Source organism: Paenibacillus sp. GCM10023250 (assembly GCF_042653205.1).
Lineage (GTDB): Bacteria > Bacillota > Bacilli > Paenibacillales > Paenibacillaceae > Paenibacillus_Z.
In genome coordinates this window covers 92,912-108,133 of sequence record NZ_JBHSHY010000001.1, presented here as the reverse complement: position 1 = coordinate 108,133, position 15,222 = coordinate 92,912, and the positions used below count along the sequence as shown (strand labels likewise).

Here is a 15,222-nt window from a genome sequence, read left to right as displayed (position 1 = left end):
CCTCCTTTCCCGAGCGGAGCTCATGGCTGCGGCGGGGGCGTCAGCCAGCTGCGGGCGTAGCCCCCGTCCTCGATGTCCCTCGCCTGCTCCGCGACCCGCAGCGGCCGGAACGTGTCGATCATGACCGCGAGCTCGGTCGTCTCCTTCTTGCCGATGCTGGCCTCCGCCTTGCCGGGATGCGGCCCGTGCGGGATTCCCGCCGGATGCAGCGTCAGGGAGCCTTCCTCGATCCCCTTGCGGCTGCCGAAATGGCCTCGGACGTAATAGAGCACCTCGTCGCTGTCGACGTTGCTGTGGGCGTACGGCGCGGGAATCGCCTCCGGGTGGTAATCGTACAGCCGCGGGCAGAACGAGCAGACGACGAAGCCGTCGCCCTCGAACGTCTGGTGAACCGGCGGCGGCTGATGAATGCGGCCCGTAATCGGCTCGAAGTCGCCGATATTCAGGATCCACGGGTACAGGTAGCCGTCCCAGCCGACGACGTTGAACGGATGGCGGGCGTAGACGTGGGCGTGCAGCCGCCCGTCCTTCCCGAGGCGAACCTCGAATTCGCCTTCGTCCGTAAACGTTTCCAATCTGTCCGGCACGCGGATGTCCCGCTCGCAGTACGGGCTGTGCTCCAGCAGCTGCCCGTGCTCGTTGCGGTAGCGCTTCGGCGGCGCGATGCTGCCGTTCGTCTCCACGACGAGCATCCGCGTGCCGGCGCGTGCGTCCGGCACGACCCGATAGATCGTGCCGACCGGCAGCACGATGTAATCGCCCGGCCTGTAGCGCAGCGTGCCGAACATCGTCTCCACCGCGCCTTTGCCTTCGCGGACGAACAGCAGCTCGTCGCCGTCGCCGTTCCGGTAATGGTACGCCATCGCTTCCGTCGGCGAGACGACGGCGATCCGCATGTCTTCGTTGCCGAGCAGGTACCGCCTGCCTTCGACGGCGTCCCCGCCCGTGGTCAGGCCCGCGGTGCGGAAGTGCCGGTGCCGCAGCGCGCCGGCCGCCTCGTAACGCGGCGCGCGCTCGCCGAGCAGCGCCGCCTCCGCGACCTCCGTCGGTGCGTCGTGATGATACAAGATCGACTGGATGCCCGAGAAGCCCTTCGTCCCCATGACCTGTTCGCGGTACAAGGCGCCGTCGGGCCGGCGAAACTGCGTGTGCCGCTTCGGCGGCACGGTCCCCATCCGATGATAGAACGGCATGCCCATCCTCTCCCCCGCGCTTTCGTCTACACCTCCGCGCCCGCCGGACCGCGCCGGACACCGCTCGCGGCTTCGGGCGCCCGCCCCGCCTACAAGTTGCCGCGGCGGGCCTGCTCCCGTTCGATCGATTCGAACAGCGCCTTGAAATTGCCTTCCCCGAAGCCGACCGCACCCTTGCGCTGGATGATCTCGATGAACAGCGTCGGCCGGTCGACGATCGGCTTCGTGAAGATTTGCAGCAGGTACCCTTCATCGTCGCGGTCGACCAGAATGTTCAGCTCCCGCAGCTTCGCAAGGTCCTCGTCGATCGCCCCCACCCGGTCCGGCAGCATCTCGTAATAGCTGTCCGGCGTATCGAGGAAATCGATGCCGCTCTGCTTCAGCGCCGACACCGTGGCGACGATGTCGTTCGTCAAGACCGCGATATGCTGCACGCCGGCGCCGTGGTAATAATCCAAAAACTCCTGGATTTGCGATTTGCGCTTCCCCTTGGCCGGTTCGTTGATCGGGAACTTGATGCGGCCGCCGCCGAACATCACTTTCGACATAAGCGCGGAATATTCCGTCGAAATGTCCTGATCATCGAAATGGATCATCTGCTTGAAGCCCATGACCCGCTCGTAATACTGCACCCATTCCTCCATCCGCTCCACGTTGCCGACGACGTGGTCGACGCCGATCAGACCCGAGGCGACATGCGGGATATTCAGCTCGCACGGGACGTAGTTCGGGAGGAACGCGCCGCTGTAGCCGCTCCGGTCGATCAGCGTATGGACCGTATCCCCGTACGTGCCGACGACCGCCGTGACGACCTTGCCGTGCGCGTCGGTCCGCTCCCGCGGCGCCTCGACGGGGATGCCCCCGCGCGCGACCGCTTCCCGGTACGCCTTCTCCACGTCGTCGACCCGCATCGCGATGTCCTTCGCGCCGTCGCCGTGCTTCCGCACGAACGCCGCTGCCGGATGCTCTGGTGACAGCGCGCCGGTCACGACGATCCGCGCCTGCCGCTGCTCCAGCACGTACGAGGCGATGTCCGATTCGCCGGTCTCGAGGCCGGCGTAGGCAACGGGCGTGAAGCCGAACCCTTTGCTCCAATAATGGGCCGCTTGCTTCGCGTTCCCGACGTACAGCTCGATGTAGTCGATCCCCCGCACGGGGAAAAAATCCGGCGCGTGCTGCTCGATCCGCCGTTTCTTCATGCCTTCACACCCTTTTCCGCGATTGCCTTGCCTGAATTCTTCACGCTGCGGACCATGTCGAACCGCGACTCTGGTACATATGTATTCCGCCCGCGGCGGAACTATCCGTCTCCGGGCTTGGGCAGGCGAAAAAGAGCCGCCTCCGGATCGGAAGCGGCTCCAGGTTCCCGCGTTAACGGGCGCTATGGATGGACGAGCGCTAGAGCGGCGGCACGAGGTTCACGGCAGGCTGCTATTAAATAAACGCATAATAAAATTTCGCGCGCTCCCCGAGCAGCACCTTGTAAATCTCGTCGTTCGTCTGCATGACGCCGTTCAGAAACGGCTTGTACGGCCGGTCGGCGACGTTCAGGATGCCGGTGTTGTAATGCTCCGCCCAATCCCCGATGCCCTGCCAATACCGCCCCGTCGCGGCTTGATCGACGTAATTGAACCAGTGGGCGCCGACGACGTATCCGAGGCTCGCCACGCCTTCCACATAGTTGCGGTAGCGCATGCCCCGCTCGAACTGGTTCGCGGCCGAGTTCGGCAGCAGCGGCGCCAGTCCCTGCTCCGCGGTGCCGTAGCCGAATTCGCTGATCAGGACCGGCTTGCCGGACTTCGCGTGCACGTCGTTCAACAGGTCGGTCTCGATTTTGTACGAATAGTAGTTGATGCTGATCGCGTCCGAGTACTTGCCCTCCACCTCCGCCAATACGTCGCGGAACTTCGCGTTGTGGAACGACGTCGTGATCCAGCGGTCCCCGAGCAGGAGATGATGCGGATCGTACTTGCGGTAGACGCGCGAGACCGTGCCGTAGAACGTGTCAAGGTAGAACCGGAAGAACTGGTCCATATCCTTCCACGACGCCGACGTCGAGACCGGAAGCGCCGCGTCGCGCAGCTCCGCGAAGGTCTTGAAGCTCGTGCCCCAGCTCGCGTTGAACGAGTCGATCTTCTGGTACTTATCCTGCAGCATCTTGACGAGACGGGCCTTGATCGCCGCCGAGCCCTTCAGTTTCGGCACAACGTCGTAAAATTTGTGAAAATCGTATTCGTTGCCCATAAAATAGCCGATCAGCAGCGGATCGTTCTTGTTCGGCGCGACCGCCTTCGCGAACGCCTGGTCGATCTTCATCTCGGCGCCGGGCGCGAAGATGTCGAAGATCGAGATCCCGTCGAGCTTGGCCCAATCCATGTCGAGCGGGAGCATCCGCACGTACGGGAAGCCGTTCGCCTTGCCGTACTGCTCCGGCGAGTAGCCGCCGGCGCTGTTGAAGCCCCACTTGCGCAGCCGCTCGACCGCTTCCGCGTAAAACGCCGCGTCGGTCGGAAACTTGCCCGTTTTCCGGTACTTGTTCGCCATGTAGAAGGAGAAGCTGCCGGAATCCGAAGGCACGAACGCCGGCTTATACGCGCCGTCGTAGAGCGGCAGCCACTCGTACTGCTCCTCGCGGCCCGCGACCTTCGTGTACGTCTCGTCCGCATGGAGGCCGTTCATGCCGAGGCTGAAGAAGACGTCGCCGGTCGGCGTCGTCATCACCGTGCGGCCGCCGGCCTGCCGGATGGCGAAATAGCCGGTGCCTTTAAGGCCGTACTTGGACGCGCTGCCGGCCAGCCCGCCGTACTTGTCCAAACCGGCCGGGGCTTGCAGGCCGCCGTAGTAGGCGGCGTCCGCGGACGCGTCATCCTTCAGCTCCTGCTCGCTCTTCACCTTCTCCGGGAAGTTCGCCGCAGCCACCTGGCCGAACGCGTCGACCTTGAAATCGGCGCGGCCGTTCAGCTTGTACGACCGGACGGGACTCGCCTCCTTGCCCTTCTTGACCGCGTACGCGTCGAGCACGGCGTAGTCCGTCAGCCGGATCGGACCGGTGTAGGGCTGATACGGCGACGCGCCGTTCAGCCGGTAGTAGATCGCTGCGCCCTGCGAGCGCGTGGACAGCTCGACCTTCAGCCCGTCGGCTGCGCGGGACGTCTTGGCCGACACCGTCGCCGTGGCGCGGTTGATCAGCACCTTGGCGAGCTGCGGCGACCAGGCTTTGGCCGCGCCGCGCAGCTCGACCTTCAAGTAGCGCGTCTTCGCCGGCAGCGCGAACGATTCCTCGGCGTACTGCTGCCAGCCGCCCTTCGAGGCGCCGACCGGATAGGAGGCGGCGGCGACTTCTTTGTACGTCTTGCCGTCCGCCGACGCGAAGTACCGGTTCTTCTCCATGGCGATGCCGGTGAAGTAGTAACTGGACGTCTGGAAGGACGTCATGTCGTAACCGGTGTGGTACACGACATTCCCCGCCGCGGTCGTCGAACGCGCCGCCCGCTTGCCGTCGCCGCCGAAGTAGTCGGGGCTGTTCACGGCCACGTACACGTTCGAACGGTTGTGCAGCTGCTTCCAATCGTCGAGCGGATCGATCAGTCCGGCCTTCGCCAGGCTGCCGGGGATGTCCATCATCGCCAGGTCGATCAGCGCGGCCGCCTCCTGGCGGTTCATGGCCGCCTGCGGGCGGTACGTCCAGGCGCCGGCGCTCTGCGCGGCGTCCACGCCGTGCCAGCCGCGGGCGATCACGGCGCCGACGGCCTCCGCCGCCCAAGCATCCGGCTTGTCGCTCACGGCCGGCGCTTCGGTCGGCTTGAGGCCGACCTTCTTGGCGTAGCGCCACACCATCGCGGCGGCTTCCTCGCGCTTCACCGGCTTATTCGGCGAGAACGCCGTGGCGGACGTGCCGTTCACGAAGCCCGCCTTGTAGGCGGCCCGCACGTAAGGCGCGGCCCAGTGGCCAGCGAGATCCTTGAACGGCAGCGAGCCGCCGGGGTCCTTCAGCCGGAACGCCTCCGCGGCCAGCTTGGCGAATTGCCCGCGGGTCAGGGTGCTCTCGGGGCTGAACACGCCCGGCGCGATACCGTCGACGACGCCGAGCGCCACCAATTCGTCGATGTACGCATAGTATGGACTAGCCGCGGGGACGTCCTTGAACGCGGACGCGTCCGCGCGGGACACAGCTCCGGACAACGCGGCGAGCGCGATCAGCGCCGCCGATGTTAAAATCTTGTTCTTGTTCATGCTGTCTCCTTTCGCTGGATAACCATTCCATTTCATAACGTTCGCGGCCGCGGGAATGTTTCAGTCGCTTGCAAGGTTAAGGTTTGCTCATGAACAAAGCCGATCGCGCCTTTGCGGGCTCGATCGGCTTTGTCGCAGCATACCGGCCATTCGCTCAAGGCGTACATGACGCGCTTCCGCCTGGAATAGGCCCGCTTTCTGCTCAGTGACGGCCATGAATAACACCGAGGTGGCCGCCGCGCTGGGCTACTCCGACATTTATCATTTCACCAAGGCTTTCAAGCGGCACTTCGGCGCCCCGCCGTCGCGCTATCGGTTCAAGAGGCGTCCGGCGGCGAGCCATTACGGCGACTAGGACACAAGGCCCGCATTGCCGCCTTACGCCCTTGTCGCTTCGAACCCGCGCAGCCTGGAGCAGAGCCCGGCCGCTCGCGCTCCTTCACGGACGGACGATCGTGCCGTCCGCCAGGCGGTCGATCGGATAAGGCCGATGGTACGGACGCGACCGCGCTTCCGGCGACAGCAGCTTCGCCGCCTTCTCCTCGTCGATGTCGATACCGAGGCCCGGGCGCTCGGAGGCGTACAGATAACCCCCGGCAAGCACGGGATGGCCGGGAAACGCCTCCAGCTCTTCCGTCCGGAACGTATTGTCCTCTTGGATGCCGAAGTTCCAGATCGCCATGTCGAGGTGCATCGCCGCGGCCTGGTTGACGGGGTCGTTGTCGCCGCCTTCCTGCCACGCCGTGCGGACGCCGTACGCCTCGGCGAGCGCGGCGATCTTGCGGCAGGCCGAGATGCCGCCCGCCTTGGAGACGCGCACCCGCACGTAATCGATCAGCCGCTCCTGGATCAGCGGCAGCCACTCGTGCGGGCTCGTGAAGAGCTCGCCCATCGCCTGCGGCGTCGCGCACTGCTGCCGGATGGACCGGTACCAGGCGATCTGCTCGGGCGGCAGCGCGTCCTCGAGGAAGAAGAGCCGGTACGGCTCCAGCCGCTTCGCCAGCTGGACCGCGCCCTGCGGGCTCAGATGCTCGTGCACGTCGTGCGTGAACTTCGCGTCGCCGCCGAATCGCAGCCGGAGCTGCTCGAACATCGCGGGAATCGCCTCCAGGTACGCCTCCTCGTCGAAGACATTCTCCGCCGGCCAAGCGTTGCGCGGCCGCCTCGCCCGCCCGGCGGGCACGAACCCTCCGCCGCCGTACGCGCCGAGCTGGCAGCGCACGACGGAATAGCCCTCCTCGCGGTACCGGGCGACGGCTTCGGCCAGCTCGGCGGCGTCGCCGCCGCTCGCGTGCGCGTAGCAGGGCACCGCCGCCCGGCACGGACCGCCGAGCAGCCGGTAGACCGGCATGCCGGCTTCCTTCCCCTTGATGTCCCACAGCGCCATGTCGATGGCGCCGATCGCCGTCATGAGCGCAGAACCGTTGCGCCAGTAGCCGCTCTGGTACATGGACTGCCAGATGTCCTCGATGGCGCCCGCGTCGCGCCCGATCAGCGTCGGCGCGAGCAGCTCCTCGACGACGGCGGCAACCGCCCCCGGATTGAAATGATCGTTCGCCGAGCCGATGCCGTGCAGCCCCGGCTGATCCGTCTCCACCTTGACGATCGTCCAGCTCGCGTCGTGGCGCGTGCGAATCAGCCGCACGCGCGCGATTTTCGCCATTACTTCCCCTCCTCCTTCCGGCTATCCTTCCGGCAACTAGCTCCCGGTCCGGACGGTCACTTGATCGACTTGACGGGATAGTACGACGGAACCGGCTGCTTGTAATGGTCGCGCGCGTACTTGATCTGGTTCGGCGTCCACTGCGAATAGAACAGCCGGGTATCCTTGTCGCCGCTCAGCGCGAGCTCCTCCGGCACCGTGGCCCAGTTCGTCAGCGGGGCGCTCGATGCCCGCGAATGGTAGTTGTGCATCGTCCTTCGGCCGTGGGTGCATTCGGGCTTGCCGCCTTTGCGGGTGTGATAGGTCGTGATGTTGTACAGAATCGCCGTGCCCGCCTTCCCCCGGATCGGCACTTCCTCGTATGCCGCGCCCAGCTTCTCCCTCGCTTCGTCCAGCGTGCCGTATTCGTGGCTGTTCGGCACCATGCAGAAGGCGGGACAGCAGTCGTGCACGTCCTTCAAGTAATAGATCACGCACGCGTACGTGCTCTTGTACGGATTTTCCGGGTCCCAGATTTTCCCGCCGACCGTTCCGTACCAGCTGATGTCACGGTGGAAGCCCATCGCGCTGCCGCTCGCCCGCTCCACCGTAATGTCCCGGAAGTCGAACTGGGCGAACCGGGCCTCGCCGCGCAGCACCTCCTGAATCAGCGGAAACAGCTTATGGTGCCGGACGTACCGGTCGAGCTCCCGCGGATACTTCAGGAGCAGGCTGCCGTTGCCGACGGCGCCTTCGATCGGCTTGTGCCAGCTGTCGGGATCGGCCTCCAGCTCGCGGTCGACGAGCCGGTTCAATTCGTCCAGCTCTTCCGCCGACAGCGCATCCGGGATGACGGCATAGCCGAACGCCCGGTAATGGGCCAAAATATCTTCGCGCGTCGTTTGCGTCTCGGTCCTCTTCAACTCGGTCCCTCGCTTTCGATTCAGGATTCGGCCGCTCAGCCCTTCACGGAGCCGAGCATAATGCCTTTGACGAAATACTTCTGCAGGAACGGATACACGAGCAGGATTGGCACGATGGCGAAAATTATCGTCGCCGCCTTGATGTTCTCCGGCTGCACCACCATATGGGCGGCGTCGTTCATCGTGTTCGTGTTCTGGCTGCCCATGTTCAGCATGTTGAAGTCGATCACGATAGACCGCAGCACCATCTGTAGCGGCCACTTGCTGTTGTCGCTGATGAAGAACAGGCCCGTGAAGAAATCGTTCCAGTACCCGACCGCGTAAAACAACCCGACCGTCGCGATGACCGGCTTGGACAGCGGCAGGATGACGCTCCATAGAATGCGAAGCTCGGAAGCGCCGTCGAGCTGCGCGGATTCCTGGAGGCTCTCCGGAATGCTCCAAAAGAAGTTCCGCATCAGGATCAGGTTAAACGGGGCGACCAGCTTCGGCAGGATCAGCACCCAGACGCTGTTCAGCAGGCCCAGATTCTTGAGCAGGATGTACATCGGGATGAGCCCGGCGCCGAACAGCATCGGGATGATGACGAGCCATAATAAGAGTCTATGTCCGGGAATATGCGTTTTGGACAGTCCGTACGCGCCGGTGGCGGTGAAGACGAGACTGAGGAACGTGCCCATGACGGCGGCGAAGACGGTGATGCCGAACGATTTCAAGAGGACGTTGGTATGGAAAATGTACTTATATGCTTCCAGCGTGAACGACTTCGGCCAGAGCATCATCGGATTTTTGAACACCTCGTGCGCTTCGCTGAACGAGATGGCCCATACGTTCACCATCGGCAGCAGCGTCACGAGCCCCGCCGCGGCGAGCAGGACGAGGATGATCGTCTGCGCCCACCACGGATTCGCGTCCAGCTTGCGGTTAACGCCCAGCGCGAGCGCAGCGTCCGCCTCCGATTGGACGATGTCTTGCTCCCCTGCTACCATAGCGACTTCTCCCCCATCCTCCGTATCGTCGTATTGGCGGCGATGATCAGCACCATGCCGATCACGCCCTTGAACAATCCGACGGCCGTGGCCAGCTCGAATTGCGACTGCAGCAGGCCGAGACGGTACACGTACGTGTCGATGATGTCGCCGACGTCATAGACGGCGGGATTCAGGAATATGAAGATCTGATCGAATCCGGCGTCGAGAATGCCTGCCAGCTGCAGGCAGAACAGCAGGGCGATGATCGGCCGGATGCCCGGCAGCGTCACGTGCCAGATTTGCCGCAGCTTCCCCGCGCCGTCGATCTTGGCGGCCTCGTACAGCTGCCCGTCGATGCCGGAGAGCGCCGCGAGGTAGATGATCGCGCCCCAGCCGAATTCTTTCAGGATCGCCGTCACCACGATGACCGTCCGGAACACCTCGTCGTTGGTCGTGAAGTTGAACTTGTCGAGCCCGGCGTTGACAAGCAGCAGATTGATGATACCGCTCGGGCCGATGAAATTGTACACGATGCCGCCAAAGACGACCCAGGACAGGAAGTGCGGGAAGTACGTGATCGTTTGGATCGAGCGCTTGAACCAGAGCTGCCGCACCTCGTTCAGCAGGAGCGCGAACAGGATCGGCACTGGGAATCCGAAGATCAGCCGGTACAAGCTGATGACGACGGTATTCCGGAGCAGCTCGGGAAATTTCTCCGACGCGAACATCGAGCGGAAGTGCTCGAATCCGACCCAAGGGCTGTGCAGAATGCCGGACAAGATCTTGAAATCCTTGAACGCGAGCGTGATGCCGTAGAACGGCGCGTACGTGAAGACCGCGAAGAAGGCGATCGTCGGCAAGATCAGCATATAGATATGGCGGGCTTGCCAGATGCGTGTGCCCACGGAACCTCATTCCTTTCTGCCGCCGGCACGGAAGAGGCGGCCGGAACGGCGGCCGCCGCTCCGGTTCTCCCGCCCTTCCGCGTTAATCGACGTAGTTCGGCTCGGACTTGTCGGTTTGCAGCTCGTTGATTTCGTCGATGATCGTTTGCTCGCCCGCGTCCAGCCATTTTTGCCGCGCCTTCTTGTATTCGTCCTTGGTCAGGTTCATATCGGTCAGTATGCTGCCGTCCACCTTGGCCATATAGTCCTCCCAGATCTGGGCGCCGATCTTGGCCGCGGTCGGCGACTGAACGGTCGGATCCTTATAATCGTTGTACGGCGACGCGGCGTACTTCTCGAACGTATCCTTGTAATACTGGAATTGATTCCCGATGCCGCCGCCGATGAACTGCAGCTCCGTCGCCTGCCAGTCGAGCTTCTCGCTCATGGGGTCGAGGAACCTGAGCGGCTCGATCTGGGCGGCTTTGTAGTCGTTCTCGCGCTGTTCGTCCGGGATGGGCACTTTGCGGCCTTCGGGATCGACGTTGTACGTCTTGCCCTCGATGCCGTACCGGCGGAAGTCCGAGCCGTCGGTCAGCGACCAATTCAGGAACCGGAAGATGCCTTCCGCTTTGTCCGCTGCCTTGGCGTTGATGTAGAAGCCCCGGTCCTGCGGGAAGACGACCCGCGTCCCGCCCTTCTGCCCGTCCCGCCCCTCGAGCGGCGGCATGATTTTGATCTGCGCGTCGGGCACGTTCTTGCGCAGCTCGGTCAGCAGGCTTGCCAAATTGCCGCCGAGAATGACGGCCGCCCGGCCGGCCTTGAACTTGGTCTCCCCGAACGACGCGTCGGGATTGACGCCGGCCTCCTCGTCGAACAGCCCCCGCTTCTTCAGATCCTGCAGCCAAAACTTGTAATCCAGCGTCTCTTCCTGCATTTCCGGCGGGACGAGCTTGTTTGGGTCCTCCTTGGAAGGCGCCCAGCCGCTGATGGCGCCGAACGAAGTCGCGATGTCCTTGCCCGCCCAGAATGGAATCGTGTTGCCGTGCGTCATCGGCACGATGCCGAGGCCGCTGTCCTTGATCTTCTGCAGCGCCGCTTCGAGCTCCGGCACCGACGACGGCTCGGGAATGCCCAGCTTCTCGAAGATGTCGGCGCGGTAGTTGATGAAGAACGGCACGACCGGGTAGATCAGGTTCGGAATGAAATAAATATCCCCTTTGTCGTCCGCCATCTTGTCCCAGATGCCGTCCGGCACGGCCGCCTTCACGGCGGGGTACTGGTCGAGATAATCGTTCAGCTTGACGAAGGCGCCCTGGTCCTGGAGATCTTTCCAGAACGGATCGACCGGCCCCCAGCCCCAGATTGCGTCCGGCATGCCGCCGGATGCCGCCGTCGTCTTGATCGTGGCGTCGTAATCGACGACGGGGATGATGCGGACGTCGATGTCGACGTTCGCTTGCTTGAACAGCTCCTTCTCGTACGCGCCCCCCTTCGTGTACGTCGCGGGTCCCCAGGTCGGCCGGACGTAGCTGAACTTGAGCGGTCCGGCGTTCTCGGACACGGCGCCGCCGTCGGCATTCCCTTCCGCGGCCGGCCCGTTCGTATTCCCGTTGCCGTCCGAGCCCGACGAGCAGCCGACGAGCCCGAGCAGCAGCGCCGCCGCCGCAACCGCTGCCGCAAGCGTCTTCCTCGTCTTCGTTCCGCGCGCTTGGCGCGGGTGCATCCTTAACCGCATCGAATCAAAACCTCCCTTTTCGTTATGGCGATGCTATGAAAGATTCCCGAAGGAACGTTTCACCGGCTGTCGGAATGCGCTTTCGGGCGCGGATGCGGACCGGATGGCTTTCCGGCTCCGGCACGGCGGCGGCTTGACTGACCGAAAAGCCCGGCCAGGGATAGGTCGAAAGCGCTTGCGTACGGCCCGATTCCGCGATTTGGCATGCTTGATATAAGTCATCCTGCTTGGCTTGCTACATGGCTCGTGACTGAGTCTAGCACCCGTCCTTCGGCGTTGTAAAAGACGAAAAACCCGCCCCCCGCCCGGTGTCCGGATTGTTTACCGGATTTCCCCAGGTCGAAGACGGGTTTCCTTACGTTTGGTTTCGAATCGTGGCTTGTCCGATTTTCCGGCTCGTCCCGCGTCATTTACAAACGCCCGGCCGGGCGCTAAGATTTTAATGCAAGACGAATCCGAACCGAGGGGCTGACGCGATGACCGATAAACCGCTATCCACTTCGCTGTACGAGCAAATCAAGCATTTCATCCGCTCGGAGATCGCCCGGCAAGCCTGGAAGCCGGGTGATCTGCTCCCTTCCGAGCACGAGCTGACCCGGCGCTTCGCGGTCAGCCGGATCACCGTCAAGAAGGCGATGTCGGATCTCGTCAAGGAAGGACTCGTCTACCGGATTCAAGGCAAAGGTTCGTACGTAAGCCCCAAGGACGGCCAGTTTCCCGCCGCGCCGCCCGAGCTCGACTCCGTCTCCCTCAAATCCCCCGTCGCCCTGCTGCTTCCGTTCATCAACAACCGGTTCAACGCCCTGCTGCTCGGAGGCGTCGAGAGCGTCCTGGCCGAAGCCGGCTACCCGCTCCTCTTCTGCCATACCTGCAACTCCCAGGGCAATGAGGAACGCATCCTCCGCCGCTTGAAACGAATGCCCCTCTCCGGCTTGATCGTCTACCCCGTCGAAGGCGAAACCTATAACCGGGAGCTCGTGCAGCTCGCGCTGGACGGCTTCCCGTTCGTCGTCGTGGATCGCGATCTGCGCGGCCTCGACACGCATTTCGTCGGCGCGGATAATGCCGCCGGCGCGCGGGAAGCGGTCGGCCACCTGTGCTCGCTCGGGCACCGCAACATCGGCTTCGTCTCCACCGTCGTGGCGGGCACGAGCAGCATCGAAGAGCGGCTGGCGGGCTACGAACAGGCGCATGCCGACTACCGCCTCCCCGTTAACCGCGGCTACCGGCTCACCCATCTCGAGATCGAAGTGCCCAAGCAGGCGGAGCTCCGCTCCTTCCTTGCCCGCAACCCCGACATGACGGCCGTCTTCGCCATTAATCCGGGGCTTGGCCTCGAGGTCGCCGATGCCGCCCGCGGATTGGGCATCCGCCTGCCGCAGGAATTGTCGCTCGTCTTCTTCGACGATTTCGAGTTCTCGGAATTCCACGCCTTGCGCCCTTCCTGCGTCGTGCAAGATTCCCGGCTGCTCGGCCAGGAGGCCGCCCGGATGCTGCTCGCGGTCATCGAGCAGCCGCGGCGGGAGCGCCGCAAGCTCTATCTGCCGCCCAGCCTGTTGCTTCGGGACTCGACGGTTCCGCCGGTCCTGCGCGAAGCTTGAACGGCTGTCCGCGGCCCTCGAGGGACGATCGGGCAGCGCCGGCCCCAGCCGCGCGACGGCGGAGCAGATAGCGCTCGCCCCGCCCGGACCGTATGAAAAAAACGTCGAAAGCACGCCTTCGACGTTTTTTTCATGCTTTGGCACGCCTGCGCGCCCCGCCGCAGCGCTTGCTCACCCCTGCTGCTGCAGCCGTTCCAGCTCGCCGGCCAGCTTCGCGATGATGCCGTCGAACCACGGCTTGCCCTGCGGGTACCAGCGGCGTCCCGCCTGCGCATACCAGGCGAGATGCAGATAGTGGTACAGCTGCACGATGCCGGGCTCGACGTGGCGCGCCGGATCGAAGCCGAGCGAGAGGAGCAGCGTCGCGCGGTCGAGCGCGGCCGGGCCGAGGATCGGCCGCTGCCAGTCGAGGATGCGGCAGCCGTCCGGCGCCGCCAGCACATTGTCGGCCTTCAAGTCGGCATGGACGTAGCCGGACGGCGTGCGGAACGCCGCGCGCAGCGCGTCACCGCCGCTCCAGCGGCGGAGACGGCCGACCATGGCTTCACCCACCTGGACGAAGCTGCCGTCGTCGACCGACGCCTGCACGTCGTCCAGCGCGGCGCCGATGTACGTGGCGAACCGCTCCTCCGTGCGCAGGTCCGTCATCGCGGGCAGGTCGCCCTCGATCGCCGCGATGCCCGCGAGCAGCTCGTCCGCGGCCGCGACGGCCTCCGGTTCCGACAAGCCGAGGTCGCCAAGGCGCGGCGCCTCGATGTCCGCCATTACTAGGGCGGCCGGGCGGCCCGCCGTCTCCAGCACGCGCGCGGCCGCGAGGAGCGGCGACCGGGCTGCGGCGTAAAATTCGGCCTCCAGCGTCGGCGGCGCCTGCACCTTGTAGATATGACTCGCGCCGCCCGCGGTGCGGACGCGCTGGACGCAGGACAGCGGCCATTCGTGAACGACGGTCCGCTCCGTCACCGGGCTGCCGAGCGCCTCCGCCAATTCGGCGTCGTCGTGAAGCATCAGATCGAAATGCGGATGCCGGTGCATGCTTCGTCTCTCCTCTCTCGAATCGCTAGATAGAGCATGAGGAAAGCCCGCGGGGTCCATCCCGCGGGCTTTCCTGCTTGCGACGTCTCCGTCCCGATGATGCACGTCCTGCGCGCTCCGCGCAGCCCGAGCTTCATTCGTAACCGCTATCGGGCCGTAAGGGAACGCTTATTTGATGCCGGAGAACGTGATCCCCCGGATAAACGCCTTCTGAACGACGAAATACAGGATGATGACCGGCAGCGTGATCAGGGCGCTCGTCGCCATCATCATCTGCCATTCCGCGCCGTGCTGCGTCTTGAACGAGGACAGGCCGAGCATAAGCGTATACTGCGCTTCGTCCGATAGGTAGATGAGCGGACCTTGGTAATCCGTCCAGCTGCCGATGACTTGGAACAGCGCCACCGTCAGCAGGGCCGGCTTGCAGAGCGGCAGCATGACCTGGGCGTAGATGCGCATCTCCGACGCGCCGTCGATGCGGCCCGCGTCCTCGAGCTCCTTGGGCAAGCCCATGAAGAATTGGCGCAGCAGGAAGATGTAGAACGGCGCCCCGAAGAAGGCCGGCAGCCACAGCGGCACGCTCGTGCCGACCCAGCCGAGATTCTTGAACACGATGAAGATCGGAATCATCGTGACCTGGTACGGCAGCATCATGATGACCAGCGTCAGGCCGAACAGCGGCTTCGAGCCCTTCCACGGGATGCGGGCAAGGCTGTACGCCACGATCGGGCACGAGAACAGGACGCCGAGCGTCGCGAGCGCCGTGATCGTCATGGTATTGCCCAGGTACTGCCAGAACGGAAAGTAGCTGATCGCGTCCGGGAAATTGCTCCACATGAGCGTGGAGGGGATCCATTTCGGCGGCCACAGGAACAACTCTTCATCCGGCTTCAGCGAGGTCGAGATGATCCAAAGGAACGGCGACAGGAAGAACAGGCCGAACACCACCAGGAAAATATGCGTCGCGGCGTTCTTGATGAGGCGAATCGAACGTGGGGTCATCGT

Annotated in this window: 12 protein-coding genes; 2 read left to right on the top strand and 10 right to left on the bottom strand. The window is 64.1% G+C overall.

All coding sequences use genetic code 11. The annotated features are described in order from the left end of the window. Positions 1-20: 20 nt before the first annotated feature. The 3 genes from ACFPB1_RS00485 to ACFPB1_RS00475 form a co-directional block, all read right to left on the bottom strand. Positions 21-1,199 carry a homogentisate 1,2-dioxygenase gene (locus ACFPB1_RS00485; protein WP_379220698.1) on the bottom strand — a complete coding sequence of 393 codons (1,179 nt, stop codon included), beginning with the start codon at positions 1,197-1,199 and terminating at the stop codon, positions 21-23. 83 nt (positions 1,200-1,282) lie between these two features. Then, on the bottom strand, positions 1,283-2,392 hold the full coding sequence (hppD, locus tag ACFPB1_RS00480) for a 4-hydroxyphenylpyruvate dioxygenase (RefSeq protein WP_379220696.1): 1,110 nt from the start codon (positions 2,390-2,392) through the stop codon (positions 1,283-1,285). A 235-nt stretch (positions 2,393-2,627) separates the two neighbouring features. Further along, entirely contained in the window at positions 2,628-5,426 is a 2,799-nt protein-coding gene (locus tag ACFPB1_RS00475; RefSeq protein ID WP_379220694.1) for an S-layer homology domain-containing protein, read from the bottom strand. Between the two features lie 214 nt (positions 5,427-5,640). On the opposite strand from ACFPB1_RS00475, the gene ACFPB1_RS00470 reads away from it, so the two are divergent. Further along, positions 5,641-5,781: a helix-turn-helix domain-containing protein gene (locus ACFPB1_RS00470; RefSeq protein ID WP_379220692.1), complete on the top strand. Its 141-nt coding sequence runs from the start codon at positions 5,641-5,643 to the stop codon at positions 5,779-5,781. Positions 5,782-5,865: 84 nt separating this feature from the next. Here ACFPB1_RS00470 and ACFPB1_RS00465 read toward each other — a convergent pair whose 3' ends face one another. The 5 genes from ACFPB1_RS00465 to ACFPB1_RS00445 form a co-directional block, all read right to left on the bottom strand. Next, positions 5,866-7,089 (bottom strand): enolase C-terminal domain-like protein, encoded by a 1,224-nt coding sequence (locus ACFPB1_RS00465; protein WP_379220690.1) that lies wholly within the window; start codon positions 7,087-7,089, stop codon positions 5,866-5,868. 56 nt (positions 7,090-7,145) lie between these two features. Next, a complete protein-coding gene (locus ACFPB1_RS00460; RefSeq protein WP_379220688.1) occupies positions 7,146-7,991 on the bottom strand; it encodes a phytanoyl-CoA dioxygenase family protein in 846 nt (281 codons plus the stop codon). A 35-nt stretch (positions 7,992-8,026) separates the two neighbouring features. Beyond that, on the bottom strand, positions 8,027-8,980 hold the full coding sequence (locus ACFPB1_RS00455) for a carbohydrate ABC transporter permease (RefSeq protein ID WP_379220686.1): 954 nt from the start codon (positions 8,978-8,980) through the stop codon (positions 8,027-8,029). Next, positions 8,974-9,867, bottom strand: coding sequence for an ABC transporter permease (locus ACFPB1_RS00450; RefSeq protein WP_379220684.1), 894 nt, complete (start codon positions 9,865-9,867; stop codon positions 8,974-8,976). Before ACFPB1_RS00450 ends, ACFPB1_RS00455 begins: the two co-directional genes overlap by 7 nt. A gap of 82 nt (positions 9,868-9,949) precedes the next feature. Next, complete coding sequence (locus tag ACFPB1_RS00445) at positions 9,950-11,584, bottom strand: hypothetical protein (protein WP_379220682.1); 1,635 nt, start codon at positions 11,582-11,584, stop codon at positions 9,950-9,952. A gap of 476 nt (positions 11,585-12,060) precedes the next feature. On the opposite strand from ACFPB1_RS00445, the gene ACFPB1_RS00440 reads away from it, so the two are divergent. Further along, a complete protein-coding gene (locus ACFPB1_RS00440) occupies positions 12,061-13,185 on the top strand; it encodes a GntR family transcriptional regulator (protein ID WP_379220680.1) in 1,125 nt (374 codons plus the stop codon). A 171-nt stretch (positions 13,186-13,356) separates the two neighbouring features. Here the strand turns inward: ACFPB1_RS00440 and ACFPB1_RS00435 are convergent, their stop codons facing one another. Together ACFPB1_RS00435 and ACFPB1_RS00430 are read right to left on the bottom strand one after the other, a co-directional pair. Next, positions 13,357-14,217, bottom strand: a complete 861-nt coding sequence (locus ACFPB1_RS00435; RefSeq protein ID WP_379220678.1) for a phosphotransferase — start codon at positions 14,215-14,217, stop codon at positions 13,357-13,359. Positions 14,218-14,385: 168 nt separating this feature from the next. After that, positions 14,386-15,219, bottom strand: a complete 834-nt coding sequence (locus ACFPB1_RS00430) for a carbohydrate ABC transporter permease (protein WP_379220677.1) — start codon at positions 15,217-15,219, stop codon at positions 14,386-14,388. Positions 15,220-15,222: the final 3 nt, after the last annotated feature.

Coding starts and splice junctions, on each gene's coding strand:
- ACFPB1_RS00485 (WP_379220698.1), bottom strand. CDS start 1,199: ATGGGCATGCCGTTCTATCATCGGATGGGGACCGTGCCGCCGAAGCGG.
- hppD (WP_379220696.1), bottom strand. CDS start 2,392: ATGAAGAAACGGCGGATCGAGCAGCACGCGCCGGATTTTTTCCCCGTG.
- ACFPB1_RS00475 (WP_379220694.1), bottom strand. CDS start 5,426: ATGAACAAGAACAAGATTTTAACATCGGCGGCGCTGATCGCGCTCGCC.
- ACFPB1_RS00470 (WP_379220692.1), top strand. CDS start 5,641: ATGAATAACACCGAGGTGGCCGCCGCGCTGGGCTACTCCGACATTTAT.
- ACFPB1_RS00465 (WP_379220690.1), bottom strand. CDS start 7,089: ATGGCGAAAATCGCGCGCGTGCGGCTGATTCGCACGCGCCACGACGCG.
- ACFPB1_RS00455 (WP_379220686.1), bottom strand. CDS start 8,980: ATGGTAGCAGGGGAGCAAGACATCGTCCAATCGGAGGCGGACGCTGCG.
- ACFPB1_RS00445 (WP_379220682.1), bottom strand. CDS start 11,584: ATGCGGTTAAGGATGCACCCGCGCCAAGCGCGCGGAACGAAGACGAGG.
- ACFPB1_RS00440 (WP_379220680.1), top strand. CDS start 12,061: ATGACCGATAAACCGCTATCCACTTCGCTGTACGAGCAAATCAAGCAT.
- ACFPB1_RS00435 (WP_379220678.1), bottom strand. CDS start 14,217: ATGCACCGGCATCCGCATTTCGATCTGATGCTTCACGACGACGCCGAA.
- ACFPB1_RS00430 (WP_379220677.1), bottom strand. CDS start 15,219: ATGACCCCACGTTCGATTCGCCTCATCAAGAACGCCGCGACGCATATT.